The sequence below is a fragment of the Nocardia jejuensis NBRC 103114 genome (assembly GCF_001613145.1).
Classification (GTDB): domain Bacteria; phylum Actinomycetota; class Actinomycetes; order Mycobacteriales; family Mycobacteriaceae; genus Nocardia; species Nocardia jejuensis.
This window is the reverse complement of sequence record NZ_BDBU01000033.1, coordinates 15,843-40,302: the sequence shown is the minus strand read 5'-3', so window position 1 is coordinate 40,302 and position 24,460 is coordinate 15,843. Positions and strand designations below refer to the sequence as shown.

General features: G+C 69.1%; 21 protein-coding genes. 12 read left to right on the top strand and 9 right to left on the bottom strand.

Annotation, left to right across the window (positions count from 1 at the left end):
* Positions 1-63 precede the first annotated feature (63 nt).
* The 5 genes from NJ1_RS25830 (at position 64) to NJ1_RS25810 (ending at position 5,753) form a co-directional block, all read left to right on the top strand.
* On the top strand, positions 64-2,220 hold the full coding sequence (locus tag NJ1_RS25830; RefSeq protein ID WP_067698904.1) for a magnesium chelatase subunit D family protein: 2,157 nt from the start codon (positions 64-66) through the stop codon (positions 2,218-2,220).
* Between the two features lie 166 nt (positions 2,221-2,386).
* Positions 2,387-3,007: a cob(I)yrinic acid a,c-diamide adenosyltransferase gene (gene cobO / locus NJ1_RS25825; RefSeq protein WP_067698901.1), complete on the top strand. Its 621-nt coding sequence runs from the start codon at positions 2,387-2,389 to the stop codon at positions 3,005-3,007.
* A complete protein-coding gene (locus NJ1_RS25820) occupies positions 3,001-4,557 on the top strand; it encodes a cobyrinic acid a,c-diamide synthase CobB (protein ID WP_067698898.1) in 1,557 nt (518 codons plus the stop codon). Before cobO ends, NJ1_RS25820 begins: the two co-directional genes overlap by 7 nt.
* A 334-nt stretch (positions 4,558-4,891) precedes the next feature.
* A complete protein-coding gene (locus NJ1_RS25815; RefSeq protein ID WP_281202159.1) occupies positions 4,892-5,245 on the top strand; it encodes a cobalamin biosynthesis protein in 354 nt (117 codons plus the stop codon).
* Between the two features lie 187 nt (positions 5,246-5,432).
* Complete coding sequence (locus tag NJ1_RS25810) at positions 5,433-5,753, top strand: hypothetical protein (RefSeq protein WP_067698894.1); 321 nt, start codon at positions 5,433-5,435, stop codon at positions 5,751-5,753.
* A 167-nt stretch (positions 5,754-5,920) separates the two neighbouring features.
* On the opposite strand, the gene NJ1_RS25805 is transcribed toward NJ1_RS25810, so the two are convergent.
* Positions 5,921-7,021: an Rv3169 family protein gene (locus NJ1_RS25805; RefSeq protein WP_067698893.1), complete on the bottom strand. Its 1,101-nt coding sequence runs from the start codon at positions 7,019-7,021 to the stop codon at positions 5,921-5,923.
* Positions 7,022-7,029: 8 nt separating this feature from the next.
* A complete protein-coding gene (locus NJ1_RS25800; protein WP_067698891.1) occupies positions 7,030-8,163 on the bottom strand; it encodes a phosphotransferase family protein in 1,134 nt (377 codons plus the stop codon).
* 337 nt (positions 8,164-8,500) lie between these two features.
* On the opposite strand from NJ1_RS25800, the gene NJ1_RS25795 reads away from it, so the two are divergent.
* Positions 8,501-9,841 (top strand): DoxX family protein, encoded by a 1,341-nt coding sequence (locus tag NJ1_RS25795; protein ID WP_067698889.1) that lies wholly within the window; start codon positions 8,501-8,503, stop codon positions 9,839-9,841.
* Between the two features lie 3 nt (positions 9,842-9,844).
* Here NJ1_RS25795 and NJ1_RS25790 read toward each other — a convergent pair whose 3' ends face one another.
* Complete coding sequence (locus NJ1_RS25790; RefSeq protein WP_157574202.1) at positions 9,845-10,819, bottom strand: poly(ethylene terephthalate) hydrolase family protein; 975 nt, start codon at positions 10,817-10,819, stop codon at positions 9,845-9,847.
* A gap of 96 nt (positions 10,820-10,915) precedes the next feature.
* Between NJ1_RS25790 and NJ1_RS25785 the strand changes: the two genes are divergently transcribed.
* From NJ1_RS25785 to NJ1_RS25775, 3 genes are all read left to right on the top strand, one after another.
* Positions 10,916-11,323, top strand: coding sequence for a PPOX class F420-dependent oxidoreductase (locus tag NJ1_RS25785; protein ID WP_067698884.1), 408 nt, complete (start codon positions 10,916-10,918; stop codon positions 11,321-11,323).
* A 113-nt stretch (positions 11,324-11,436) separates the two neighbouring features.
* Positions 11,437-12,714 (top strand): uroporphyrinogen-III C-methyltransferase, encoded by a 1,278-nt coding sequence (gene cobA / locus NJ1_RS25780; RefSeq protein ID WP_067698882.1) that lies wholly within the window; start codon positions 11,437-11,439, stop codon positions 12,712-12,714.
* Between the two features lie 100 nt (positions 12,715-12,814).
* Entirely contained in the window at positions 12,815-14,278 is a 1,464-nt protein-coding gene (locus NJ1_RS25775) for an MFS transporter (RefSeq protein WP_067698880.1), read from the top strand.
* 2 nt (positions 14,279-14,280) lie between these two features.
* On the opposite strand, the gene NJ1_RS25770 is transcribed toward NJ1_RS25775, so the two are convergent.
* Positions 14,281-15,276: an SMP-30/gluconolactonase/LRE family protein gene (locus NJ1_RS25770; RefSeq protein ID WP_245717583.1), complete on the bottom strand. Its 996-nt coding sequence runs from the start codon at positions 15,274-15,276 to the stop codon at positions 14,281-14,283.
* Positions 15,277-15,356: 80 nt separating this feature from the next.
* On the opposite strand from NJ1_RS25770, the gene NJ1_RS25765 reads away from it, so the two are divergent.
* Positions 15,357-16,064: an HD domain-containing protein gene (locus tag NJ1_RS25765; protein ID WP_245717582.1), complete on the top strand. Its 708-nt coding sequence runs from the start codon at positions 15,357-15,359 to the stop codon at positions 16,062-16,064.
* A 172-nt stretch (positions 16,065-16,236) separates the two neighbouring features.
* Here the strand turns inward: NJ1_RS25765 and NJ1_RS25760 are convergent, their stop codons facing one another.
* Positions 16,237-17,070, bottom strand: a complete 834-nt coding sequence (locus tag NJ1_RS25760; protein ID WP_067698912.1) for an alpha/beta fold hydrolase — start codon at positions 17,068-17,070, stop codon at positions 16,237-16,239.
* A gap of 69 nt (positions 17,071-17,139) precedes the next feature.
* Between NJ1_RS25760 and NJ1_RS25755 the strand changes: the two genes are divergently transcribed.
* On the top strand, positions 17,140-17,574 hold the full coding sequence (locus NJ1_RS25755) for a MarR family winged helix-turn-helix transcriptional regulator (protein ID WP_067698876.1): 435 nt from the start codon (positions 17,140-17,142) through the stop codon (positions 17,572-17,574).
* A gap of 37 nt (positions 17,575-17,611) precedes the next feature.
* Here the strand turns inward: NJ1_RS25755 and NJ1_RS25750 are convergent, their stop codons facing one another.
* The 4 genes from NJ1_RS25750 to NJ1_RS25740 all read right to left on the bottom strand — a co-directional run bounded on the left by NJ1_RS25750 (position 17,612) and on the right by NJ1_RS25740 (position 22,417).
* Positions 17,612-19,027 carry an NAD(P)/FAD-dependent oxidoreductase gene (locus NJ1_RS25750; RefSeq protein WP_067698874.1) on the bottom strand — a complete coding sequence of 472 codons (1,416 nt, stop codon included), beginning with the start codon at positions 19,025-19,027 and terminating at the stop codon, positions 17,612-17,614.
* 164 nt (positions 19,028-19,191) lie between these two features.
* Positions 19,192-19,317, bottom strand: coding sequence for a hypothetical protein (locus NJ1_RS40880; RefSeq protein ID WP_281202158.1), 126 nt, complete (start codon positions 19,315-19,317; stop codon positions 19,192-19,194).
* 214 nt (positions 19,318-19,531) lie between these two features.
* Positions 19,532-20,896 (bottom strand): aspartate aminotransferase family protein, encoded by a 1,365-nt coding sequence (locus tag NJ1_RS25745; RefSeq protein ID WP_067698872.1) that lies wholly within the window; start codon positions 20,894-20,896, stop codon positions 19,532-19,534.
* Between the two features lie 30 nt (positions 20,897-20,926).
* A complete protein-coding gene (locus tag NJ1_RS25740; protein ID WP_067698870.1) occupies positions 20,927-22,417 on the bottom strand; it encodes a CoA-acylating methylmalonate-semialdehyde dehydrogenase in 1,491 nt (496 codons plus the stop codon).
* 286 nt (positions 22,418-22,703) lie between these two features.
* Here NJ1_RS25740 and NJ1_RS25735 point away from each other — a divergent pair, with 286 nt between their 5' ends.
* A complete protein-coding gene (locus NJ1_RS25735) occupies positions 22,704-24,302 on the top strand; it encodes a PucR family transcriptional regulator (RefSeq protein WP_067698869.1) in 1,599 nt (532 codons plus the stop codon).
* The last annotated feature ends 158 nt before the right edge of the window (positions 24,303-24,460 follow it).

The window sequence follows — 24,460 nt, the reverse complement described above, 5'->3', positions numbered from 1 at the left end:
CCGCGCTGTTTTCCCGGGTAGGCCGATGGTCGCTGTCCCGGAGTGCGCGCATACAGTTGGGGCGTGTCCGGTTCCCTTGTTGCTTACTCCGAATCCGTCCGTGCGACATCCGGTGACGAAGCCGGGTTTCCGTTCTCCGCCGTGGTCGGCCAGGAGCGGTTGCAGCTGGCGTTGATCCTGTGCGCGGTGCACCCCGGAATCGGTGGCGTACTGGTGCGCGGTGAGAAGGGGACCGCCAAGTCGACGGTGGTGCGCGCGCTCGCGCAGTTGCTGCCGCCCGTCGTGGACGAGAGCGGGGCGCGGCCCGCGCGGCTGGTGGAACTGCCGGTCGGGGCGACCGAGGACCGGGTCGTCGGCTCCCTGGACCTGGAACGCGTGCTGCGCGACGGGGAACAGGCGTTCAAGCCCGGTCTGCTGGCCGCGGCGCATCACGGCGTGCTGTACGTCGACGAGGTGAACCTGCTGCACGACCATCTGGTGGATGTGCTGCTCGATGCCGCCGCCATGGGACGCGTGCACATCGAGCGCGACGGCGTATCCCATTCGCACCCGGCACGTTTCGTGCTCGTGGGCACCATGAACCCTGAGGAGGGGGAGCTGCGCCCGCAGCTGCTGGACCGCTTCGGGCTCACCGTCGACGTGGTCGCCTCGCGTGAGGTGGACGTGCGCATGGCCGTCGTGCGCAGGCGGCTCGACTACGAGGCGGACCCGAACGGCTTCGCCGCCGCGTACACGGGCGCTGACCGTGAGATCGCCGAGCGCATCCTCACCGCCCGCGATCGCCTGCCCGAGGTCGCCCTCGACAATGTCGAACTGCGCCGGATCGCCGCGCTCTGTGCGGCCTTCGACGTGGACGGCATGCGCGCGGACCTGGTCGTGGCGCGCACCGCGACCGCACACGCCGCCTGGCGCGGCAGCGAGGTCGTGACCGAGGACGACGTGCGGATCGCCGCGGAACTCGCACTGCCGCACCGGCGTCGGCGCGATCCGTTCGACGAACCGGGGATCAGCGAGGACCAACTCGACGAGGCCATGCGCCAGGCCTCGGACGAAGCCGCTCGCGCCGACGCGGACGGCGGTGCCGACGACCTGGGAAAAGGTGAAGCGGTCTCGCAGGACGATGCGGGACCGCGGCACCAGGCGGAAGAGTCGGGCGCACACCCGGAGAACGGGGCGAACACCACTGGGCCGGAGCAGGATTCGACCGGCGCGCGCCCCGAAGGCGATCCGGACGGCGAGGGTCCGCAATCCCCGGACGACGGCCCGGATTCGCCGGGAGGCGGACAGGATTCACCGCGGGATTCCGCGAACCCCCCGCGCCGCGATTCGAAGAACTCTGACTCGAAAAACCCCGGCAGCGATCAGGACTCGAACCCGCAGGGCGACAAGCCCGGCCGCGAACGCGGCGTGAGCGTCCCCACCCGATCGAGTGTCAAGGCCCCGCGCTGGGAGGTCCCCGGTGTCGGTGAAGGCGCACCCGGCCGCCGCTCCCGTGCCCGCACCCGCCAGGGTCGCGTCGTGCGCGCCACCACCGAGACCGGCACCGGTCTGCACCTGCTCGGCACCCTGTTCGCCGCTGTCCCGCACCAGTATTCGCGCGGCCGCACCACCGGCCCCATCGAATTCCTGGCCGAGGACCTGCGCGGCGCGTACCGCGAAGGCCGCGAGGGCAACCTGGTCGTCTTCGTGGTGGACGCCTCCGGCTCCATGGCCGCGCGCGACCGGCTCTCCGCGGTCACCGGCGCGATCGTCGCCCTGCTGCGCGATGCCTACCAGCGTCGCGACAAGGTCGCCGTCATCACCGTCCGAGGCCAGGACGCCGAGTTGGTCCTGCCCCCCACCTCCTCGGTCGACATCGCCGTCCGCCGCCTCGCGGACCTGCGCACCGGTGGCAAAACCCCACTCGCCCGGGGACTTCTGAAGGCCCGCGAGGTGATCGGCCGCGAACGCGTCCGCGATCCGCACCGCCGCCCCCTGGTGGTTCTGCTCACCGACGGCCGCGCCACCGGCGGCGCCGACCCCGTACCCCGCGCCCGCGCCGCCGCCCGCCTGCTGGCCCGAGACTCCGTCACCGCCATGGTCGTCGACTGCGAACGCGGCATGATCCGCCTCGGCCTCGCCCGCGATCTGGCCCTCGAAATGCGCGCCGGCTACCTGCAACTAGGCGAACTCACCGGCGATGTCGTCGCCGGAGTGGTCCGGGGTGCGCGCGCCGCGTGAGGTTCTGGCTGCCTGCGGCGTCATCGAGCGCTGACCGCGGGTGGTTTCCCGTCGTTCGGATGCCCGCGGTGGAGCGTTGGGCCGGGAGTGGCCGCATCACGCCCATATGGCAACGTACTTCCCTGAGCGGCCGCGCCAGTGCGCGGCAACGAAGGGAGCGCGAACGATGCCCAAGGGCGTGCCACTGCCGGACAGCATTCCGCAGGACGGGCTGACGACGCGGCAGCGTCGCAACCAGCCGGTGCTGGCCGTGCATACCGGTCCGGGCAAGGGCAAGTCCACCGCCGCGTTCGGGATGGCGCTGCGCGCCTGGAATCAGGGCTTCGACGTGGCCGTCTTCCAGTTCGTGAAGAGCGCGAAATGGAAGGTCGGCGAGGAGGCCGCCTTCCGCACCCTCGGCACGCTGCACGAGGAGACCGGCGCGGGCGGCGCGGTGGAATGGCACAAGATGGGCGAGGGCTGGTCCTGGACCCGTAAAGCGGGCAGCGACGAGGACCACGCGGCGGACGCGCTCGCGGGCTGGCGCGAGATCGCCCGCCGCCTGAACGCCGAGGAACACCGCTTCTACGTCCTGGACGAATTCACCTATCCCCTCAAGTGGGGCTGGGTCGACGTGGACGAGGTGGTGCGGACCCTGCGCGATCGCCCGGGCAATCAGCACGTCGTCATCACCGGCCGCGACGCCCCGCAGGCGCTGCTCGAGGTCGCCGACCTGGTCACCGAGATGACCAAGATCAAGCACCCCATGGACGCGGGCCGCAAGGGCCAGCGCGGCATCGAATGGTGAGTCCCGGCGCCGGCGTGCCCGCCGTCGTGATCGCCGCGCCCGCCTCGGGCAGCGGCAAGACCACCGTGGCGACCGGCTTGATCGGCGCGCTGCGCCGCGCGGGTCACCGGGTCGCGCCCTTCAAGGTCGGCCCCGACTACATCGACCCCGGCTACCACGGCTTGGCCGCGGGCCGCCCGGGCCGCAATCTCGATCCGGTCCTGGTCGGCGCGGACCGCGTCGTGCCCCTGTACCGGCACGGCTCCCGGGGCTGCGACCTGGCCGTGGTCGAGGGCGTGATGGGTCTGTTCGACGGCCGCATCGACGACAACCAGAGCACCCCGATCGCCGAGGGCTCCACCGCCCAGATCGCCGCAATGCTCGGCGCCCCGGTGGTTCTCGTGGTCGACGCCCGCGGCCACAGCCAGAGCCTCGCCGCCCTGCTGCACGGTTTCGCCACCTACGACACCGGAATCCGTTTGGGCGGAGTGATTCTCAACCGCGTCGGCAGCGAACGCCACGAACAGGTCCTGCGCGCCGCCTGCACCCGCGTCGGCCTCCCGGTCCTGGGCGCACTGCCCCGGCTGGCCGAATTGGAAGTCCCCTCACGGCATCTCGGCCTCATCCCCGCCGTGGAACACGGCTCCGCCGCCCACGCCGCCGTCGAGGCCATGACCGACCTGGTCGCCGCCCACGTGGACCTCACCGCGATCGCGGCCCTGGCCGCATCCCGGGTCTCGGGTCCGAGTTGGGACCCCGTCGAGGAAATCGCCGCGGCACTCGAGCGTGCGGGTCTGCCCGTGTCGAGCGGGGCCGGCCGGTATTCCGGTGGCGCTCGAGCCGATTCTGCCGCAACGCTCCGGGGTTCCGTTCACGCCGGTGTGTCCGCGCTGCCGACCGGATCGCGCAGTGCCGCAACAGATTCCGCCTACGGAGCTGACGAGGACGGTCCCGTGATCGCCATCGCGGGCGGCGCGGCGTTCACCTTCGGCTACGCCGAACATCGCGAACTCCTGGCCGCCGCCGGTGCGAGGGTCGTGGTGTTCGACCCCCTGCGGGACGAACTCCCCACCGGCACAGCAGGTCTGGTGATTCCCGGCGGCTTCCCCGAGGAACACGCCGCCCAGCTGGCCGCCAACACTCCGCTGCTGAGCGCCATCGCAGACGGGGCGGCCCGCGGTCTACCGATCCACGCCGAATGCGCGGGCCTGCTCTACCTGGCTCGCTCCCTCGACGGCCATCGCATGGCCGGAGTGATCGACGCCGATGCCGAATTCGGCCCCCGCCTCACCCTGGGCTACCGAGATGCCGTCGCCCTCACCGACTCTCCGCTCTGGCGGGCGGGTGAGCGAGTCCGCGGTCACGAGTTCCACCGCACTCGCCTCGCCGCACTCGCCTCGGCGCCGCCGTCCTGGGCCTGGCGCGCTCCCTCCGGCGACACCGTGCGAGAAGGCGCGGTACACGGCACGGTGCACGCTTCCTACCTGCACACCCACCCCGCCGGAAACCCCACCGCCATAGCCCGTTTCGTGCACGCGGCGGCCTCCACCCACGCCGTCACCACGGCGTGAGGTGCGAGGTGCGCGATCGCCCATCCCGCCACCCACGTGAGGTGCCGGCCGCTGACCACCCTGCTCCCGCGCTCCGGCGCCAGGTGCCGGGCGGCGAGTCGCTCATCCGCTGTTCCGGCGCGGGCCGCCGCGCAGTCCTCGACCACCCACCCCGCCCACCCCGCAGCCCTATGCGAGCCGCCGATCGCGGACTCCGGCACTCCGGCCCGAGATGCCGGTGAGCCCCCACTCTCCGATCGCGGACTCCGGGCGTGACCCCGCGAGCCGCACACCTGCTGACAGCGATGCCCCCGCCACCTCGCACCGCGCGACGCACCCGAACCCCGAGGCGTTTCTGGCAGTCGGGATAGGGATGCGGCCGGGAACTGCGGCATCCGCGATCCTGGCCGCCGTGCGAGATGCCCTGGGCGCGAGTGCCGTCGGCTGTCTCGCCACCGTGGATCGCCGCGCGGGAGAACCGGGACTGCGCGCGGCGGCCGCACAACTCGGAGTGCCGATCGTTTTCTTCGCCCCGGACCAACTTTCCGGGGTGCCCGTGCCGAATCCCTCCGAGCGCACGGCCGCCGCTCTCGGCACGCCCAGCGTGGCCGAGGCCGCCGCGCTGCTCGCCGCCGGAACCGATCGACTCGCACTACCGAAACAGGTGGCCGGGACGATCACCCTGGCCGCCGCGACGATCGAGAAGTGAACCCTTCCGGTCGCGCGTCTGCTCCCGGTTTGCGGACCCGGTAACTGGACATTCACACGGTGAAAGAGAAGGGGGGAGCGCGGGAGTCGTCGTGCATTCGCACGGTGGATTTCGCTCGATCTTGATCGGCGGCTCGGGGGTGAGGAATAGTTTCGAGTGGAAGCGATCAGCGGAGAAAGGAACCTCGATGGGTCCGGACGAACTGTTCGAGAGATTTGCGCTGGATCTCGCGCCTCGCGGGGTGGTCGCGGGGGCGATGTTCGGCAAGCGGGCGCTCAAGGCGCAGGGGAAGGCATTCGCCTGTCTCAAGGGCGATTCCATCGCGTTCCGGCTCGGCGACGGCACTCCCGCACACGGGGAAGCGCTGGCATTGCCCGGGGCGGTGCTGTTCGATCCCTCCGGCGGCGGACGGCCCTTCAAGGACTGGGTGGCGATCCCGCACGCGCACGCGCACGAGTGGCCGCGATTCGCCGATGTCGCGCTGGGCAATCTGGCCGCACCGGCCTGAGCACGGCATCGGCCCACCCGAAACCGCCCCGCACGACATCGCCCCCCCCGCACGAAATCGGCCGCCGCACCTGCCTCATGGTTGGGGATCGGCAGATACGGCGGCCGGCGAATCTCCTCGCGGGAGAGGGTGATTCGCTGTTCGGGGAAGGCGTGTCCGGGACCGGACTAAGGAGCCACCGAGCCCCAATCGGCGAAACCGGTCGGATCATGGCGGCCGAGGCTGCCGTGCTCGAACAGTCCCCAGCCCTCGGCATCGCCGAGCCGGGCCTTGCCGACATGATCGATGACGCCGAACGGAATTCGGCCCGCGATCGCGGGATCGGTCAGATCGTAGAGACGGCTCTCGGACCAGCCGCGTCCCTTCCACTGCCCGTGCTGCCAATCCGGATCGCCGCCGTACCCGCAGCCGACGTTCAGCGCCACGAAGGTGCCCGCCTCGACCTCGAGCTCGAGCGGCTTGCCGTCGGGGGTGGTGAGATCCAGTCGCAACGCGGTCGGAATGCGGGTGCCGGACTTGTAGGTCAGGTTCACCCGCGGCCAGCCGAGCTGTTCCACGCGCCCGTCGTTCCAGATGCGGGTGGCGTCGTTGAGGGTGCGGAAGCCGTTCGGCTCCTCCTGCACGATCACCACGATGGTGAACTCGTCGAACCGCAGCGGCACGTACAGCCACCAGAAGCCTTCGGACGGTTCGTCGGCCGCGCGGCCGGGCTGCTCGGCCTCGCCGACCGGCCGGATGCCCCAGGAGCGGTCGCGGGTACCGGTCCACACCGCCGGATCGACGGTGAGATCGGTGCCGTCGACACTCAGCGTTCCCGCCCAGGAGCCCACCTGCGCGAAGCGCTGCGCGTCGATGATCGGCCGGTTCAGTCCGGTGATGATGGTGTGCGGCAGTTCCTGCACGGCGGGCGAGGTGCCCTCCCAGGTCATGTCGAAGGACAGGTCCTCGTGCTCGCAGATGGCGCGGATCTTGCGCAGCGGCTCGATGATCTCCAGTCGGTAGCCGCCGACCTTCGGATCGGTGCTGCGCTCGGTGAGCGCGTCCGAGAAGCGCACCGCGCGTTGCTGATCCCCGCGCCGCACGGTCGCGAAGGCATCGATGGTGCCGAGGTTCGGATAGACGCCGAACCCGGTCACCAGGAAGGTGCCGCCGTCGCGGTCCGAGGCGTTGAAGTAGCTGCGGTCGTAGAAGTTCCGGTCGCTGGAGGCGACCCGGGCCATCGGCAGCGGAGCCTGGTGGATGGGGTATTCGTCGAGCGGGCCGATCATGGTCGTCCTCAATCCCAGTCGTAGGTGCCGTCGAGCAGGGCTTCGAGCAGAAGCCGGTGCATGACGTAGTCGTCGCGATCGGGAGTGTCGGTGTCCTCCCCGAAGTGGATCATCCGGCGCTTGACCCGGGCCATCACGATCCCGTGCCGCAGCGCCGCGTAGGTCAGGTACCAGTCCATATCGCGCGGGGCGTGACCGGTGAACTCCTCGTACAGCTTCTCGACATCGCTGCGGCGCAGGAAGTCCGGCAGCCCCGGCTGATCGAAGCGGGTCGCGATGTCCTGGAAGAAGCGGTGGATCAGGATGGGCCAGGCCACATCCAGCTCACGCGGGCCGAGCGCGGCCATCTCCCAGTCCAGCACCGCCGCCGGGGTGTACCCGTCGAAGATGATGTTGCCCGGGCGGGCGTCACCCCAGCTGAGCACGTCCGCGCCGGTGTCGGCCGGCCAGTTCTGCTCGAGCCATTCGAAGGTGCGCTCCAGCAACGGGATTCGGAATCCGTCCTTCGCCAGCGCCCAGTCGTACCAGTCCTTCTGATCCTGGAAGTGTTTGCGCAGCGGCGAGCCCTCGCAGGCGAGCATGGGGAAGCGCTCGGCCGGGTTCTCGATGGCGTGGATCTTGGCGATCACCTCGACGGTGTTGCGGGTCATCGCGTATCGATCCTCCTTCGAGGAATCGAAGAGCCAGCCCAGGAACACGTACGGCGGATTGTCTTCCGGCACACGCCCGTCCACGCGTCGCATCACCAGGAACGGCGAGCCGAGCACGCTCGCGTCGCTCTCCAGCCAGCACAGCGGCGGCAGCGGCGCGTCGGTCGCCTCGGCGACTCCGGCCATGACGGCGAACTGCGTTTCGAGATCGTAGGTCTCGAAGACCGGGAACGAGCTGTCCTCGGGAGCCAGGCGGGCCACGAACGACCCACCGGCGGGTCGGCCGTTCTCGGTCCACTCGGCGTCGAACAGCAGCGTGGTGCTGGACATGCCGCCCGCCTGCGGGCGGGTGATCGAGCCGACCTTCGGACGGTCGTCGGCCTCGACCTTGCCGGCGAGCCACTCGGCCAGTTCGGTCGCGAGCACATCGAGGTCGCGTTCCGAGATGGTGAGTTGCCGTCGCTGGTTGGGATCGGCGTCGGCAGACGTCATGGGTCCTCCTGCACAGGGGAAATTTTCGGCGTGTCAATGGATTCCGGTGGGCGCGATCTGGTAAGCGCACCGGAATCCGGGTGACACTGTGCGTGAAATGTAACGCGTTCTAGTTGGGTCGGGAAGCGATTCGGCGAACCGATTTCGCGAGTACCGGTGACCGGGATGCGACCTTGTCCGTACTTCGGATGCAGCAGGTCGTGGCAGTACGTAATTCTCCCGATGTATTTTTCGCGATCCTCAGGTCAGGGTCCGTCTCGGGGGCTTCCCGGAGGTGCGTCGACGACCCGATTCCTACTGTTGAGAAGGCTATTTCGACAGAGGGGTCGTTGTGACAATGCATGCGGTCGTTACCGAACCGGATATCGACGAGCGGGCTCCGGAACCGCCCACTCGATGGAAACCCGGCACTCGGCTTTTGTTCCGATTCAGCTTTCTGTACTTCGGACTCTTCTGCGTCGTCTATCCGCAGCCCCTGTACGCGTTCCTGGGTCCGCTCGCTCAATGGCTGCCCGACGACTGGGTCCTGAAGTCCTCGACCCTGCCGCGCCCGCTCGTGGAATGGGTCGGCCGGGTGGTCTTCGGCAACGACTCGCTGCTGGACTTCACCTCCGGCAGCGGCGATCAGCCGTACCTGTGGGTCCTGGTCTTCTGCATCCTGGTCGTCGCGGTCACCGGAACCCTGCTCTGGACGCTGCTGGATCGCCGCCGTCCGGACTACCGGCGGCTCGCCGGCTGGTTCCTGCTCTTCATCCGGCTCTGCCTGGCCGGGCAGATGCTGGGCTACGGCTTCGCCAAGATGATCCCGACCCAGATGCAGGAACCCGCGCTGGCCACCCTGGTCAAGCCGTACGGCGACTTCACCCTGATGGCCGTGCTCTGGAACCAGGTCGGCGCGTCGCCGCCGTACGAGATCCTGCTCGGTATCGCCGAGGTGATCGCGGGCCTGCTGCTGCTGGTGCCGCGCACGGCCTTCGCCGGGGTCCTGCTGAGTCTGGTCAGCATGGCGCAGGTGTGGATCCTGAACATGACCTTCGACGTGCCGGTGAAACTGCTCTCGTTCCACCTGCTCCTGCTGTCGGTGGTGCTGCTGGCGCCCGACGCGCGCCGCCTGATCCTCATGCTGACCGGCCACGCGGTCGGCCCGTCCACCGCTCCGCAACCGTTCCACACACCCCGGGCCCGCCGCATCGCCCTGATCGCCCAACTCGCCCTGGCCGCATGGTTTCTGGCGGCACAGTGCATCGGCAGCTGGCACGCATGGCACGAATGGGGCCCCGGTCGACCCAAGTCCGAGCTGTACGGCATCTGGAACGTGAGCGAGTTCGTGCGCGACGGTCAACCGGTCCCGCCCCTGACCACCGACGAGACCCGCTGGCGGCGAATCATTTTCGAGGAGGTCCCGTACAGCGACTACCAGCGTATGGACGACAGCCTGGTGCAGGTTCTCACCGATATCGACACCGGCGCGCACACGCTCACCCTGAGCGCCATGCCCGCCGATCCTGCTGGAGCCGAAACACCCTCCGCCGTCGGCACGTTCACCTACGACCGCTCCGCGCCCGACCACATGGTGCTCACCGGCGAACTCGGCGGCAGTCCGGTCACCATGACGCTCGAACGCGTGGACCTCGATCGGTATCCGATGCGCGAGTTCAAGATCCGACTGGTGCAGTAGCCGTCAGGTCCCACTCCCGATCTGGTTGGACCAGTGCGGATTCGGCGCGAAGAACTCACCGCTTCCCGGCACGAACGCCCGCTGTGCGTCCTGCCGCCCGAGCAGCCGCGCCGCCAGCCAGGCGGTCGGATAGCCGAGATACCCGTCCACCCCCGATGTGCAGGGCCACGAAGCCGCCGAGCAGTCCGGCCCGCCCTGCACGTCGTTGTGATTCGCCCCGACGAGCGTTCCCCACACCTTGGGAACCGTCGCCGGAATCCCGTCGTAGTAGGCGCGTACCGACTGCGGCCCGATGAGCTGTGCGGGCAGTGCCTGCTCGGACGGTGAGATGATCCCGTCCTGCGACCCGTTCACCAGGAACACCGAACCGCTTGTCAGCGACCGTGTTTCGGGACACCACGACCCCGTCGCGCACAGGAGCTGGATCGGCGGTTCGATCGGCACCGCCGTGCCGATTCGCCCACCGGACCGCAGCATGGCATTGAGCGCCCCCGTCGCGCCCTGCGAATGCCCCACCGCCCCTATGGAATCCGGATCCAGCCTGCCGTGGAAGGGGCTGGCCGGATCCGCGGCCCGCGCCAGCAGGAAGTCCACCGCCCCCGCGATATCCACCCCCGACCCGGCCTGCGTGTTCTCCGTGGCGATCACCACGAAGCCCCAGGACGCGAGATGCCGCAGCAGATAGTCGTATCGACTCGGTCGCGCGTTCGTCCCGTCGCCCCAGGTGATGATCGGATGCCGGACCCCGCCCGACCCCAGTTCGGCCGGATACCAGATGTCGTACGCCGCACCCGTGGAATCGCAGCAGCCGAAACCCTTCTGCGTCGATACCACCCACGGCCCGGGTCGCGCATAGGTCGCCTCGACCACGCCCGCCGGGAAATACGCCTCCGCCGACGCCGTGGCCCCGGCGGTGAACGGCAGCAGGACCAGAGCCACCACGGCAAGCACCCGGATCACCACGAGAGAACGAGTCATAGCCTGAAAGCATAGGAACCATCCGGGCTTTCCATAGGGAACCCGTGCGGAAAGGCCCCGGGAATTCCCTTGCGCCCCACACCGTTCACCGACAGCGTGAGCACACTCCCCGAACAACTGCGCAAGCACATCGACGAGTCGAACGTCTTCGCCACCGTCGCGACGATCGGCACGGACGGCCAGCCGCATCTCACCGTCGTCTGGCTCGTCCGCGACGGCGACGATCTGCTCTACTCCACGACCGTGAGCCGCCGGCAGTACCGCAACCTGATTCGTGACCCCCGCGCTACCGTGATGATCGTCCCGCCGGAGAGCCCGTACGTCTACGCCGAGATCCGCGGCACTGTGACCGTCGAACCCGACCCGGACCGCGCCCTCCCGGATCAGGTGTCGCTGAAATTCACCGGAAAGAACTACCGCGACTTCAATCCCTCCGGCGCGGACGACCCGGCCGATCGCGTCATCGTCCGGATCACCCCGGCCAAGGTCCACAGCCGCATCTGAGCGCGCGATCGCCCCGGCGATCGCGGGAACGGCGCGGCGAGGTTGGTTACGGTTGCCGAACGCGTGCCAGGCGATTGTCGGTGTCCGGTTTGTACGACGTAGGCTCGATCCTTGTGCAGAACACTCCGACCGCAGCCGATGACCAGCCCGTAGGCGACCCGAACTACCTGGTCGGGCTCGATCTGAACGGCCGCCGCGTCGTAGTCGTCGGTGGCGGCACCGTCGCGCAGCGGCGACTCGGACTGCTCATCGCCTCGGGCGCGGAGGTGCACGTGATCAGCCGCGAGGCCACCCCCGCCGTGGAGGGCATGGCCACCTCCGGCCAGATCAGCCTGGAATTGCGCGACTACGCGGACGGCGATCTGGCCGAGGCCTGGTACGCCATGGCCTGCACCAGCGAACCCGAGACCAATGCCGCCGTGGTCGAGGAGGCCTCGCGTCGCCGCGTGTTCTGCGTGCGCGCCGACAATGCCCGGCTCGGTACCGCCGTGACCCCCGCGACCGCCCGCTACGACGGCATGTCGCTCGGCGTGCTGGCCGGTGGCCAGCATCGCCGCTCGGCCGCCGTGCGCACCGCGGTGCTGGAGGCGCTGCAATCCGGTGTGGTGACCGATGATTCGGCCCCCGCCGCCCCGGGCGTCGCCCTCATCGGCGGTGGCCCCGGCGATCCCGATCTCATCACCGTGCGCGGGCGCCGCCTGCTGGCCCGTGCCAACCTGGTCGTCGCCGACCGGCTCGCCCCGCCGGAGTTGCTCGCCGAACTCGGCCCGGATGTCGAGGTCGTGGACGCCGCCAAGATCCCGTACGGCCGCGCCATGGCCCAGGAGGCCATCAACACCGCCCTCATCGAAGGCGCGAAGGCCGGCAAGTTCGTGGTCCGCCTCAAGGGCGGCGACTCCTACGTGTTCGGCCGCGGCTTCGAGGAGCTCGAAGCCTGTGTGGCAGCCGGTGTTCCGGTGACCGTCGTCCCCGGCGTCACCAGCGCGATCTCGGTTCCGGCGCTGGCCGGAATCCCGGTCACCCATCGTGGCGTCACCCATGAATTCGTCGTGGTCAGCGGCCACGTCGCCCCCGACCATCCCGATTCCCTGGTCGACTGGCCCGCCCTGGCTCGCCTGCGCGGCACCATCGTGCTGCTGATGGCCGTCGAGCGCATCGAGAAGTTCGCCGCCGCCCTGCTCGAGGGTGGCCGCGCCGCCGACACCCCGGTCACGGTCATCCAGGAGGGCAGCCTGCGCACCCAGCGCATCGTGCGCGCGGATCTGAGCACGGCCGCCGAACGCGTGCGCGCCGAGGCCATCCGCCCGCCCGCCATCATCGTCATCGGCCCCACCGCCGGTTTCACCGCCGGATCCCCGGATTCGGAGTCCTCCGCGGCCGTCGCGCACTGAGAGAAACAGCCTGTGACAGCGCACAGTGGAAGAACTTCGATCCAATGCAACGGAGAGCATCCACTACAGTGGCTGCGTGCTCGATAACCCCGCTGCGACGATGCAGTATCCGGTGACCAAGCGGGCGTTCGGGCTCGCCATCCTCGTCTTGAGCGGGCTGCAGCTGATGGTGGTGCTCGACGGCACCGTCATGATTCTGGCGCTGCCGCGAGTGCAGGAGCAGCTCGATCTCTCCAGCGCGGGCAGCGCCTGGACGGTCACGGCCTACGGTCTGCCGTTCGCCGGGCTCATGCTTCTGGGCGGACGGCTCGGCGACTCGTTCGGCCGCAAGCGCATGCTGATTCTCGGCGTCGCGCTGTTCACGGTGGCGTCCGCACTGTGCGGTATGGCCCAGAACGAGGCCTGGCTGATCGCGGCCAGAGCCCTGCAGGGCACCGGCGCGGCCATCGCGGCCCCCACCGCGTTCGCCTTGGTGGCGACCACCTTCGCGCCCGGCCCGGTCCGCAATCAGGCCATCGCCATCCTCGGATCCATGGTCGGCATCGGTTCGGTCGGCGGCCTGGTGGTCGGCGGTGCGCTGACCCAGGTCGACTGGCGCTGGATCTTCTGGATCAATGTCCCGATCGGCCTGCTCATCGTGATCGGCGCGATCTACGAGCTACGCGACACCGAACATCGCCGCATCTCCCTCGACATCCGCGGCGCGGTGCTGGGCACCCTGGCCTGCGCGGCGATCGTCTTCGGCGCCACCGAGGGTCCCGAAATGGGTTGGGACAGCTGGTACATCATCGGTTCGCTGATCGGCGGTTTCGTGCTGCTGATCGTGTTCGTGTTCGCCGAACGGCACGTGCAGAATCCGCTGCTGCCGTGGTCGCTGTTCGACAGCCGCGATCGCGTCATCTCCTTCATCGCGATCTTCCTGGCCTCCGGCGTGCTCGGCGCGACCACCTTCTTCGTGGCGCAGTTCCTGCAGAACGTGCTGGGCTACAGCCCGCTGATGGCGGGCCTGGCGAGCATCCCGTTCACCCTCGGCGCGGGCGTCGGCACCGGAATCGCCGCCAAGGCCGTGCAGTTCGTGGCCCCGCGCTGGCTGCTCTTCGGCGCCGCGCTGGTGCTGGCGTGCAGCCTGTTCTTCGGCTCCACCATCGACAGTTCGGTCGAATACCTGCCGACACTGCTGGGCCTGCTGCTCGTGGTCGGCTGCTCGGTCGGCGTGGTGATCGTGATCCTGCCGCTGTGCGTGCTCGTCGGTGTGGACATGGCCAATATCGGCCCGCTGTCCGCGGTCGGCCAGATGTTCATGAACATGGGCACCCCGTTCGCGGTCGGCCTGCTGAGCCCGGTCGCGCTCTCGCGCACGCTGTCCCTCGGCGGCAGCACCGGCAAGGTCACCGAAATGTCCAGCGCCCAGATCGACGCCCTGGGCAGCGGTTACACCCTGGTGCTGCTGGTGTGCGCCATCGGCACCGCGACCATGGGCCTGCTCGCGCTGACCCTGCGCTACACCTCCGCCGAGCTGTCCCAGGCGCAGCACGCCCAGGACGAAGCCCAGAAGACCGCCTGAGGTCAGGCCGGCACGCTGGTCACCGCGATCGCCGATTCGGTGAGGCTGCCCAGATACACCGCCCCGTCGTGCTCGACGACCGCGGTCACCATGGCGTACTCCGTGCCCTCGCGCTGCAAGTCGTGCACGAGAGCGCCGTCGAAGTCGAAGGCCATCGCCCACACCGTGCGCTCCGGCGTGGGCTGCAGGCTCTCGGGAATCGCCCAGGAGATCCGCCGCAGCACCGGCGGCAGCGGAAGCAGTGTGTCCAGCAACGGATTTCGCGGTGACGGGATCGACACCCAGATCAGCCCGTCGCTGCCGAGGCACATATTGTCCGGGAAGCCCGGCAGGTTCTCCACGAGCCGGTCGTAGGTGCCCGCCTTCGGTCCGGTCAGCCAGTAGCGCGTGATCCGATACGCGCCGGTCTCCGCGACCACCACGCAGGAGCGGTCCGGGGCCAGTACCACCCCGTTCGCGAAATCCAGTCCGTCGATGAGGATTTCGATCAGACCGCCGGGGTCGCGGCGCAGCAGCCGCCCGGTACCCGAATGCTCCATGATGTCCCCGCGCCACTGCTCGAGCGGCCAGCGCCGCGACGAGGCCGAGAAGTAGATCGTCCCGTCCTGGTCCGCGACCACATTGCTCGGAAAGCGCAGCGGCTCACCCTCGATCTCGGCGACCAGCGTCTCGACCTCCCCGCCCGGCCTGTCCAGCCGCAGCAGCCCGCGCCCCGCATCGCAGATCAGCACCGAGCCATCGGCGTTCGCGTGCAACCCCAGCGGACGCCCCTGGGTCCGCGCGATCTGCTCGACCGCCCCCGTCCCCGGATCGACCGCCACGATCGCCCCGTCGTGCAATCCCGTGAGCACCCGTCCGTCCGCGGCCACCACGACATCCTCCGGCCCGCTCCCCGGCAGCGGAAGCAGCCGCAACGCGGGCATCGGTGGGACGCTGTGCTTTTGGCGTGCGCGCGGAGTGGGCTTGGGCGGCGTCCAGCGACGTGGCTGCATGGGCATGGCTCACTGTAGCCAGTGCAATGGCGCACAGCACCGCTCCAGGGCTGTTGCCCGCCCGCCGAATTCGGCACACTGCCGGAATGGGGAATCACGCTCAGGGGAATCACACCACCGGCGACCACGGTGCGGCCGGGCCGCGGGACGACATCCGAACTGCCGACCCGCTGGACGCGGAAGTGCTCGAGCGCTGGACGAAGCTGGCCGGACCATCGGCCCGGGCGGTGGGGGAGGACCTGGTGCGCCGCTACCGCGAACCGCACCGGCGCTACCACACCGTGGAACACCTGGCCGCCATGCTCCCGGTGATCGACGACCTGGCCGCCGACGCCACCGATATCGACGCGGTCCGCTACGCCGCCTTCTTCCACGACGCCGTCTACGCCGTAGACCGAGCCGACAACGAGGAGGCCAGCGCCCGCCTCGCCGAGGCCACCCTCCCGAACCTGGGCGTCGCCCCCGGCACCGTCGCGGAGGTCGCCCGGCTGGTCCGCCTCACCGCCGGGCACCACCCCGAGCCCGGCGATCGCAACGGCGCGGTCCTGTGCGACGCCGACCTCGCGATCCTGGCTGCCGGTGAAAAAGCCTATGCCGCATACACTTCCGCCGTCCGCGCGGAGTACGGCCACATCCCCGACGACCTGTTCCGCCCCGGTCGCGCCGCGGTCCTTCGAGGTCTGACCGACCAGGAACACCTGTTCCGCACCCCGACCGCCCAGCGCCGCTACGAATCGGCGGCCCGAGCCAACCTCGCGGCCGAACTGGCCTCGCTGACCGGCCCGCTCGGCTGAGCGGCCCTGCGGCACAGCGGAAACCGACTGTGCCGCCCACGCCCACGACCTCGCTGTCACGCCTTCATCCGGACGATGACCGTTCTGACGCCCCTGCTCGTGCCGGGCCCCCGGCGAGCGGACAGAGGGTCGATCTTGCCGCCTCCGCTCACGCTGCCTGAGACCCGGCTCCCTACGATTCGGCCAGCACCGCCCGCACCCGCTCGGCATAGGCGACGGGGTGCGTCAGATTGCCGTTGTGCCCACCCGGGAACACCTCGACCTCGACCCCGCGCAGCGCCGCGAGTTCGTAGGCGCACTTGCGATCGAACACGTGCACCGGTGTCGTGCGCCCGCTCGCGGGCACGATCCGCACCGCACTGCGCCGCAACAGCTCCACATCCAGCGAGTCCTCCCGCGCCGCGGTGAAGTCCTGCGCGATGAAGTATCCGAAGTTCGCCGCCCGCTCCTCGGTGATCGACGCCCGCCGGACCCCCGGCTCGATTTCCTGACCGGCGGGATCGATCCCCAGCGTGCGCGCCATCGGCGCCAGCGCGGCCCGCCACCCGTCGGCCCGGAAAACCTCCTGGCAGTGCGCGAGTTCCGTTGCGTGCTCGGCCCGTTCGGTCGCGCCGAGCAACCACGGTGACACCGGCTCGTGCGCGATCAGCGTCCGCAACTGCTCCGGATGCGTGAGGGCCAGATGCATCCCGATCGAGGCGCCCATGCTGCACCCCAGCATCGCGACCGGACCGTCGCTCACCGCGGTCAGCAGCCGGTGCACGTCCTCGGCATGGGTGGCGATACTCGGCGGCAGCGACTCGTCGTGAATTCGACTGCGCGACAGCCCGCGACGGTCGTAGGTCACGACGGTGAAGTCCCGCTCCAGGTGTCGCACCAGATCCTCACTGCGCCGGGCATCGCCCTCGCCGCTCTGGGAGATGAGCAGAGTCGGCCCGGCGCCGCGGATTTCGAAGTACAGCTCGGCGCCGTGGACGGGAAGGGTGGCGGTCTCGATCGTGTTCATGCCCTCACCGTAATGCATCATTTCTGATGCATCAATAGTGATGCATCAGAAATGATGTACTGTCGTGCCATGAACGGAGTCGAACTGTTCCTGCTGGGCCGCACCCTGATGAAGATCGGCGAGCAGGCCCTGCCCGAGACCGGCCACCGCACCGGAAACCGAGCGGTGCTGGTGGTTCTGAGCGACATCCTCGAACACGCCGACACGACGATCAGCGAAATCGCCACCCGCACCGGGCTCCCGCAGAGCGCGGTCTCCGGTGCGGTATCGCGCCTGCGCGAGACCGGTTCCGTTGTGGCGGAACCGGATCCCGCCGATCGCCGCCGCACTCTGCTACGCCGGGCGGGCCGTCTCTCCACCCGTGTGGCCGAGGTCCGCGCCACCACCATCGACGACGCCCTGACCCGAGCCCTCGGCGCCGGCGACCCCGTCGCCCTCGCGGAGGTCACCGCCGCCCTGGACACCCTCTCCCGTCACCTGCGTGCCCAACCCTCCGACGGCTGAAGGACTTTCGCCGCACACCGCGACAGGGCCTCTCACCTCAGCTGTCGAACCCCAGCCCGGTGTAATCCATGGCCTTCAACCACAGATTGCGCCGCCCCTGACGCGCATCGGCGCGGGCCAGCGACCACCGCGTCAGCGCGATCCCCGCCGACCGCAACGGCTCCGGCGGCAACGGCAGCGGTCGCGAGCGCACCAGTCGCAGCCTGGTGCGTTCGGTGTCGAGCCCGTACAACTGATCGAGCATGACCTCCGCGCCGAACCGGGTCGCCCCGACCCCGAGCCCGGTGTATCCCGCGGCGTAGACGAGCTGCCCCCGGTACGCCGATCCGAAGAACGCGCAGAACCGGCCGCAGGTGTCGATGATCCCGCCCCAGCGATGCGTGAACCGCAAGCCGTCCAGCTGCGGGAACGTCTGAAAGAAGTGCAGGGCAAGGGTTTCGAAGGTGGCCTCGTTGGATTCCAGGGTGGCCGCGATCCGCCCGCCGAAGTGATAGATCGCGTCGTACCCTCCGAACAGAATTCGATTGTCGCTGGTCAGGCGGTAATAGTGGAATCGGTACGCCGCATCGCCGAGACCCATCCGAGAGCCCCACCCGATGGATCGCAATTGCTCGTCGGTCAGCGGCTCGGTCATCAGCGCATAGTCGTAGACCGGGACCACGTGCCGCGACACCTTCGGCAGCGGCCCGGCGAAAGCGCTGGTGCACAGCGCGACTCGGGGAGCCCGCACCTCGCCGTGCGGGGTGTGCAGCATCAGCGCCCCGCCGTACGACTTCGAAATACGTTGCACCGGTGTGCCTTCGAAGATGCGCACACCCAGTCGCAGGCAGGCGCGCCGCAAGCCCCACGCCAGCCGGGCCGGATCCAGCATGGCGACGCCGTCGCGATCCCACCAGCCGCCGAGATAGGTGGGGGAGTGCACGTGATCCTGCACCGCCGGGGCGTCCAGCAGCTCACTGCGATATCCGAGCGACACCGCCGAATCATGGCTCTCCCGAAGCCATTGCAGCTCGTGCGGTGCGGTGGCGACCTCCATCTCGCCGGTGCGCTCGAAATCGCAGTCGATCCCGTAGCGGTGCACCGCGGCTTCGATGGCGTCGAGATTGGCGCGGCCGAGTCGCTCCAGGTCCTGGATCTCGTCCGGGAAGCGTTCCACGCCGTTGGCCAGGCCGTGGGTCAGACTGGCGGCGCAGAAGCCGCCGTTGCGCCCGGAGGCGGCGTGCCCGCACAGGGCGGACTCGACGAGCACCACATCGGCGCTCGGATCTCTTTCCTTGGCCAGCAGGGCCGTCCACAATCCGCTGTAGCCGCCTCCGATCACGGCCAGATCGGCATCGGTGAAGGTGGTCAGCGGGTCGGTGGGGGTGGGGCGGTCGGGCCGGTCGGTCCAGTACGGCGTCGGCGCTGCCTCTGACAGTGCCGACGCCCACAGTTTGCTTCCTTTGGCCTGCATGGCCGATCAACTCCTTCTCTCTTGCCGAGCGGTCCGGCCGCTCGGTCCGACTGTCGTGTCGGTCATCGGGGGTGCACGGTGCGTGCGGGAGAAAGCGCTACGGATGCGCGAAAGCCGCCGATGGTCGCCCTGCGAAAGGGGCGACCCGGCGGCTCGAAAGGAATTCAGCTGGTGGCGGCGCGATCGTCCGACCGGCGGCGCATACGCAGCTGACCGGCGATGGACAGGACGAGCGAGATCAGGAAGGTGGTCAGGACGGTGGCATCGGCGGACGGCGCGTACAGGTCCACGGCCGCCTCCTGCAGCCTCGGGTCCAGTCCGCCGATCGCGCGTTCACGGTCACCACCACGAAGGGCAGAACTTGACGTGTGCGATGAGAATAGCCCAGATGGGTCGTGCGGCCCGGAAGATCGATTCACCGGAGGGGCGTCGGCGAATTCGCACCCCGGCCGTTCCGCTCATCGGGGGTGCGGATGAGCGGAACGACGGGGTGCGAACGCGGAGCTATCCGAGGTGCCCGTCGGCGACCGCGAGCGCCTGATCGAGAATCGCCAGACCCTCCTTCGCCTCTGCCTCGGAAATGGTGCACGGCGGAACGACGTGCAGCCGATTGAAATTCACGAACATGAGCAGTCCGGCGGCCTTGGCCGCGGCAACCGTCTCGGTCATGGCGGGACTGGTTCCGCCGTACGGCGCCAACGGCTCCCGGGTCGCGCGGTCGCGAACCAGCTCGAGCGCCCAGAACACCCCGAGCCCGCGCACCTCGCCGATGCTGGGATGCCGCTCGGCCAGTTCCCGCAGCCCCGGCCCGATCACCCGCTCGCCCATCTCCGCCGCGTTCTCGACGATGCGCTCCTGGCTCATCGCGGTGATGGTGGCGACCGCCGCGGCCGTGGCCAGCGGATGTCCCGAGTAGGTGAGCCCGCCCGGGTACGCCCGGTCGTCGAACGTCGCTGCGATGCGCGGGCTGATCGCCACGCCACCGAGCGGCACATAGCCGGAATTCACGCCCTTGGCGAAGGTGATCAGATCCGGCACCACGTCGAAGTTCTGGATGGCGAACCACTGTCCGGTCCGCCCGAACCCGGCCATCACCTCATCGGCGATGAACACGATGCCGTGCCGGTCGCACAGTTCGCGCACGCCCGCCAGATAGCCCGGCGGCGGAACCATGATCCCGGCCGTCCCCGGCACGGATTCCAGGATGATCGCCGCGATGGTGCCCGGCCCCTCGAAGGCGATGGTCTGCTCGAGGTGTTCCAGCGCCCGCTGCGATTCCTCGGCCTCGGTGCTCGCGTGGAACTGCGAGCGATACAGGAACGGCCCGAAGAAGTGCACGACCCCGCTGGTGCCCAGATCGTTCGGCCAGCGCCGCGGGTCGCCGGTGAGATTCACCGCGGTGTCGGTGCCGCCGTGATACGAGCGGTAGCGGGCCAGCACCTTGTGCCGTCCGGTGTGCAGCCGCGCCATTCGCACCGCGTGCTCGACCGCGTCCGCGCCGCCGTTGGTGAAGAAGATCCGGTCGAGATCGCCGGGCGTGCGCTCGGAGATCAGCCGCGCCGCTTCGGATCTGGCGGCGTTGACGTGCGGCGGAGCGACGGTGCACAGCGTGGCGGCCTGCTCCTGAATCGCCGCGACCACCTTCGGATGCTGGTGTCCGATATTGGTGTTCACCATCTGCGAGGAGAAATCCAGCAGCCGGTTGCCGTCGCCGTCCCACACATACGAGCCCTGTGCGGCGGTGATGGTCATCGGTGTCAGGGCGGCCTGGGCCGACCAGGAATGGAAGACGTGCTTGCGGTCCAGTTCGTACGCGCGCGCGGCCTGGGCGCGGGCCGCGTCGGGCGTGAGTCCGTTCGGTAGCGTCATCGCGGGGCTCCGATCAACGTTCTGGGGGGATCAATCGTTCTGCGGGAAGCCGAGATTGAGGCCGCCGTGGCTCGGATCGAGCCAGCGCGTGGTGACGGCCTTGGTCCTGGTGAAGAACTGCACGCCGTCGGTGCCGTGCGCATGCGAATCGCCGAAGAGCGAGTTCTTCCAGCCACCGAAACTGTAGTAGGCCATCGGCACCGGGATCGGGACGTTGATCCCGACCATGCCGACCTCGACCTCGTTGTGGAAGCGCCGGGCCGCGCCGCCGTCGTTGGTGAAGATCGCGGTGCCGTTGCCGTACGGGTTGGCGTTGATCAGCGCGAGGGCTTCGTCGTAGGTGTCCACGCGCACCACCGAGAGCACCGGTCCGAAGATCTCGTCGGTGTAGACGCTCATCTCGGTGCCGACATGATCGAGAATGGTCGGGCCCAGCCAGAACCCGTCGCTCGCGCCGTCGGCCCGCACGGTGCGCCCGTCGAGCACGACCGTCGCGCCCGCGGATTCACCCGCGTCGATGTACGAGGCCACCCTGTCCCGATGCGCCTGGGTCACCAGCGGCCCCATATCGGTGCCGCGGGTGCCGTCGCCGGTGCGAATAGTCTTGGCGCGCTGGGCGATTCGAGCCACCAGATCATCCGCGATGGATCCGACCGCGACCAGCGCGCTGATCGCCATGCACCGCTCACCCGCCGACCCGAACCCCGCGTTGACCGCCGCGTCCGCCGCGAGATCCAGATCCGCGTCCGGCAGCACCACCATGTGGTTCTTCGCCCCGCCGAGCGCCTGCACCCGCTTGCCGTGCGCGGTCCCGCGCTCGTAGACGTACCGCGCGATCGGAGTCGACCCGACGAAGGACACCGCCTTGACGGCCGGGTTCTCCAGCAGTTCGTCGACCGCGACCTTGTCGCCCTGCACCACGTTGAACACGCCGTCCGGCAGACCCGCCTCCTGCATCAGCTCCGCCATCCACAGCGCCGCCGACGGATCCTTCTCACTCGGCTTGAGCACCACGGTGTTTCCGGCCGCGATGGCGAGCGGGAAGAACCACATCGGCACCATGGCCGGGAAATTGAACGGCGAAATCACCGCGACCGGCCCGAGCGGCTGGCGGATCGAGAAGATGTCCACCTTGGTCGAGGCGTTCTCGGTGTAGCCACCCTTGAGCAGATGCGGTATGCCACAGGCGAACTCGACGATCTCCAGTCCGCGCGTCACCTCACCGAGCGCGTCCGGGAGCACCTTCCCGTGTTCCGCGGTGATGATCGCCGCGACCTCCTCCTTGCGCTCGTTGAGCAATTCGCGGAAGCGGAACAGCACCTGGGAGCGTTTGGCGAGGGAGGCGTCGCGCCAGGCCGGGAAGGCCGCGGCGGCGGCGTCGACAACCGTGCGCACGTCCGCGACGTTCGCTAGAGCGACCTGCCCGGTCACCACTCCGGTCGCCGGATTGGTCACGGGTGCGGTGGCCTCGCTCGCGCCGGCGAAAGGCTTGCCGTCGAGCCAGTGGGCGATCGTCTGCATATCTCCTCGATTCGATGTGTGGTGCCGAGCCGCCGGTCGACCCGGATGCTCGCGAGTTCACATGGAGAACAGGCCCGCCCCGGTCGCCGGTGCGACGGGGCGGGCCTCCGAGCGGGCGTGGGCGGAACCGCCCCGTGACACCGGGCGCCCGCGAGTCCGCGAAGTGGCCGGTATCGGAGGGGTCGAGGCGGGACTGCGGTGGCCCGAATCCCACTCTGCACCGCGAACGCCGATGTGCACCCCGACGATCTGTACATAATTTCACGATTAGTATTACGATTCGTCGGTGCTCCTGACCGTTGCCGATGTCCTGGACATGCCGGTCGTGCGCGCCGGACAGCCGAAATTGGTCGGCGGCGGATCCCTGGACCGACCGGTGCGCTGGGTGCACGTCAGCGAATTGCCGGATGTCGCGAAACTACTGGTCGGTCGCGAACTGATCCTGACCACCGGCCAGGCCCTGTCCACCGGCGACGCCGACACCGTCGAATACCTGGAGTCCCTGTCGCTGGCCGGTGTCTCGGGCCTGGTCGTCGAACTCGGAACGTACGTGCGCGAATTGCCGCCGCTGGTAGCGGCGACCGCCGACCGGCTGCGGCTACCGGTGATCGCGCTGGGCAGTGTGGTCCGGTTCGTGGAGATCACCGAGGCGGTGCACCGCGTCATCGTGGCCGATCAATACGCCGAACTCGAATTCGCGCGCACCGTGCACGAAACATTCACCGCGCTGAGCGTGCGTCGAGGATCACTGGCGGAAATCGTGAAGACCGCCGCGGAGATGCTCGACGCCTCGGTGGTCCTCGAGGACCTGACCCACCGCGTGCTCACGATGACCGCCCGCCACGCCGCCACCTCGACCCTCCTCGACAAATGGGAAACCACCTCGCGACTGCTCGCGGACACCGACGCGAATGTCGTTCCGGTGGGGCCGCATACGCAGCGCTGGGGACGGCTCATCCTGCGCTCGAACCGAGTTCCCAACACCCGGGCCCGCATGGTCCTCGAGCGCGCCGCGCAAACCCTGACCCTGCACCGCATGATCGAACGGGACCGCTTCGGTCTGCACCGCCAGGCCCAGACCGGGCTCATCGACGACATGATCAACGGCCGCCTGACCGACGAACGGGACGCCGTCGCCCTGGCCGCCACGCTCGGGCTGGCCCGGCGCTCCCGCTACATACCGATGGCGATAGACGTAGCCGCCGCAACCGAATCCGATCCGGTCGCACACCAGCGGCGCACCGCGGCAATCCTGGACGCGGCCATGCACGGGACGGCGCTGGCGAAGGCGACCGCGCTCGCCGCGCCCGGTCACGGCAATCGAGTCACGCTCATTCTGGCGGTTTCCCGGACCGGGGATCTCGACAGGATTCTGACGGCCGTGGGTACCGCTATCGGCAGTGAGGTCCGGCGGGTGGCCGGCGTGGACCGAGTTGTCCTCGGCGTCAGCGCCGAATCGGACTCCCTGCTCGATACCGCTCGTGAACTGCCTCGGGCGGCGCACGTCGCGGAGGTGGCCCTGTCGCTCTCGCCCTCGACGCCACGCCCGTTCTACCGCAGCGGAGATGTCCGATTGCGTGGACTGCTGTCTCTCATCCGAGATGAACCCGGTGTCCAGCGCTTTGCCGAGACAGAGCTCTCCGCTCTGCTACGCCACGACATCCACCACTCCACCGACCTGACCCGCACCCTGCGCCAGTTCCTGGATCTGGCGGGCAACAAAACCGAACTCGCCAAGCGCCTCAACATCAGTCGGCCGACCCTGTACGACCGGCTCTCTCGTATCGAACGAATCCTCGACGTGGATTTGGACGCGGGGGAGACACGGACTTCGCTGCATGCGGCGCTTTTGATTCGCGATCTGACGGTGTCGGGGGAGCTGTAGATGGGTGTGTGAGGGGTGGGCGATGGCGGCCGGAAATGACACCGCGCGAGTGGGGCCTGTGGATGAGCGGGGAGCTCGCGGGCCACGATCACGATCGTCATCTACCAGGGTAGATCGCCCAGCACGGTGAATGCGAACCGCGAGATTGTCTGAATACG

What these genes read in the sequence shown, in the direction of transcription:
- cobO (WP_067698901.1), top strand. Translation starts at nt 2,387, where the DNA reads ATGCCCAAGGGCGTGCCACTGCCGGACAGCATTCCGCAGGACGGGCTG.
- NJ1_RS25820 (WP_067698898.1), top strand. Translation starts at nt 3,001, where the DNA reads ATGGTGAGTCCCGGCGCCGGCGTGCCCGCCGTCGTGATCGCCGCGCCC.
- NJ1_RS25810 (WP_067698894.1), top strand. Translation starts at nt 5,433, where the DNA reads ATGGGTCCGGACGAACTGTTCGAGAGATTTGCGCTGGATCTCGCGCCT.
- NJ1_RS25805 (WP_067698893.1), bottom strand. Translation starts at nt 7,021, where the DNA reads ATGATCGGCCCGCTCGACGAATACCCCATCCACCAGGCTCCGCTGCCG.
- NJ1_RS25800 (WP_067698891.1), bottom strand. Translation starts at nt 8,163, where the DNA reads ATGACGTCTGCCGACGCCGATCCCAACCAGCGACGGCAACTCACCATC.
- NJ1_RS25795 (WP_067698889.1), top strand. Translation starts at nt 8,501, where the DNA reads ATGCATGCGGTCGTTACCGAACCGGATATCGACGAGCGGGCTCCGGAA.
- NJ1_RS25790 (WP_157574202.1), bottom strand. Translation starts at nt 10,819, where the DNA reads ATGACTCGTTCTCTCGTGGTGATCCGGGTGCTTGCCGTGGTGGCTCTG.
- NJ1_RS25775 (WP_067698880.1), top strand. Translation starts at nt 12,815, where the DNA reads ATGCAGTATCCGGTGACCAAGCGGGCGTTCGGGCTCGCCATCCTCGTC.
- NJ1_RS25770 (WP_245717583.1), bottom strand. Translation starts at nt 15,276, where the DNA reads ATGCCCATGCAGCCACGTCGCTGGACGCCGCCCAAGCCCACTCCGCGC.
- NJ1_RS25765 (WP_245717582.1), top strand. Translation starts at nt 15,357, where the DNA reads ATGGGGAATCACGCTCAGGGGAATCACACCACCGGCGACCACGGTGCG.
- NJ1_RS25760 (WP_067698912.1), bottom strand. Translation starts at nt 17,070, where the DNA reads ATGAACACGATCGAGACCGCCACCCTTCCCGTCCACGGCGCCGAGCTG.
- NJ1_RS25755 (WP_067698876.1), top strand. Translation starts at nt 17,140, where the DNA reads ATGAACGGAGTCGAACTGTTCCTGCTGGGCCGCACCCTGATGAAGATC.
- NJ1_RS25750 (WP_067698874.1), bottom strand. Translation starts at nt 19,027, where the DNA reads ATGCAGGCCAAAGGAAGCAAACTGTGGGCGTCGGCACTGTCAGAGGCA.
- NJ1_RS25745 (WP_067698872.1), bottom strand. Translation starts at nt 20,896, where the DNA reads ATGACGCTACCGAACGGACTCACGCCCGACGCGGCCCGCGCCCAGGCC.
- NJ1_RS25740 (WP_067698870.1), bottom strand. Translation starts at nt 22,417, where the DNA reads ATGCAGACGATCGCCCACTGGCTCGACGGCAAGCCTTTCGCCGGCGCG.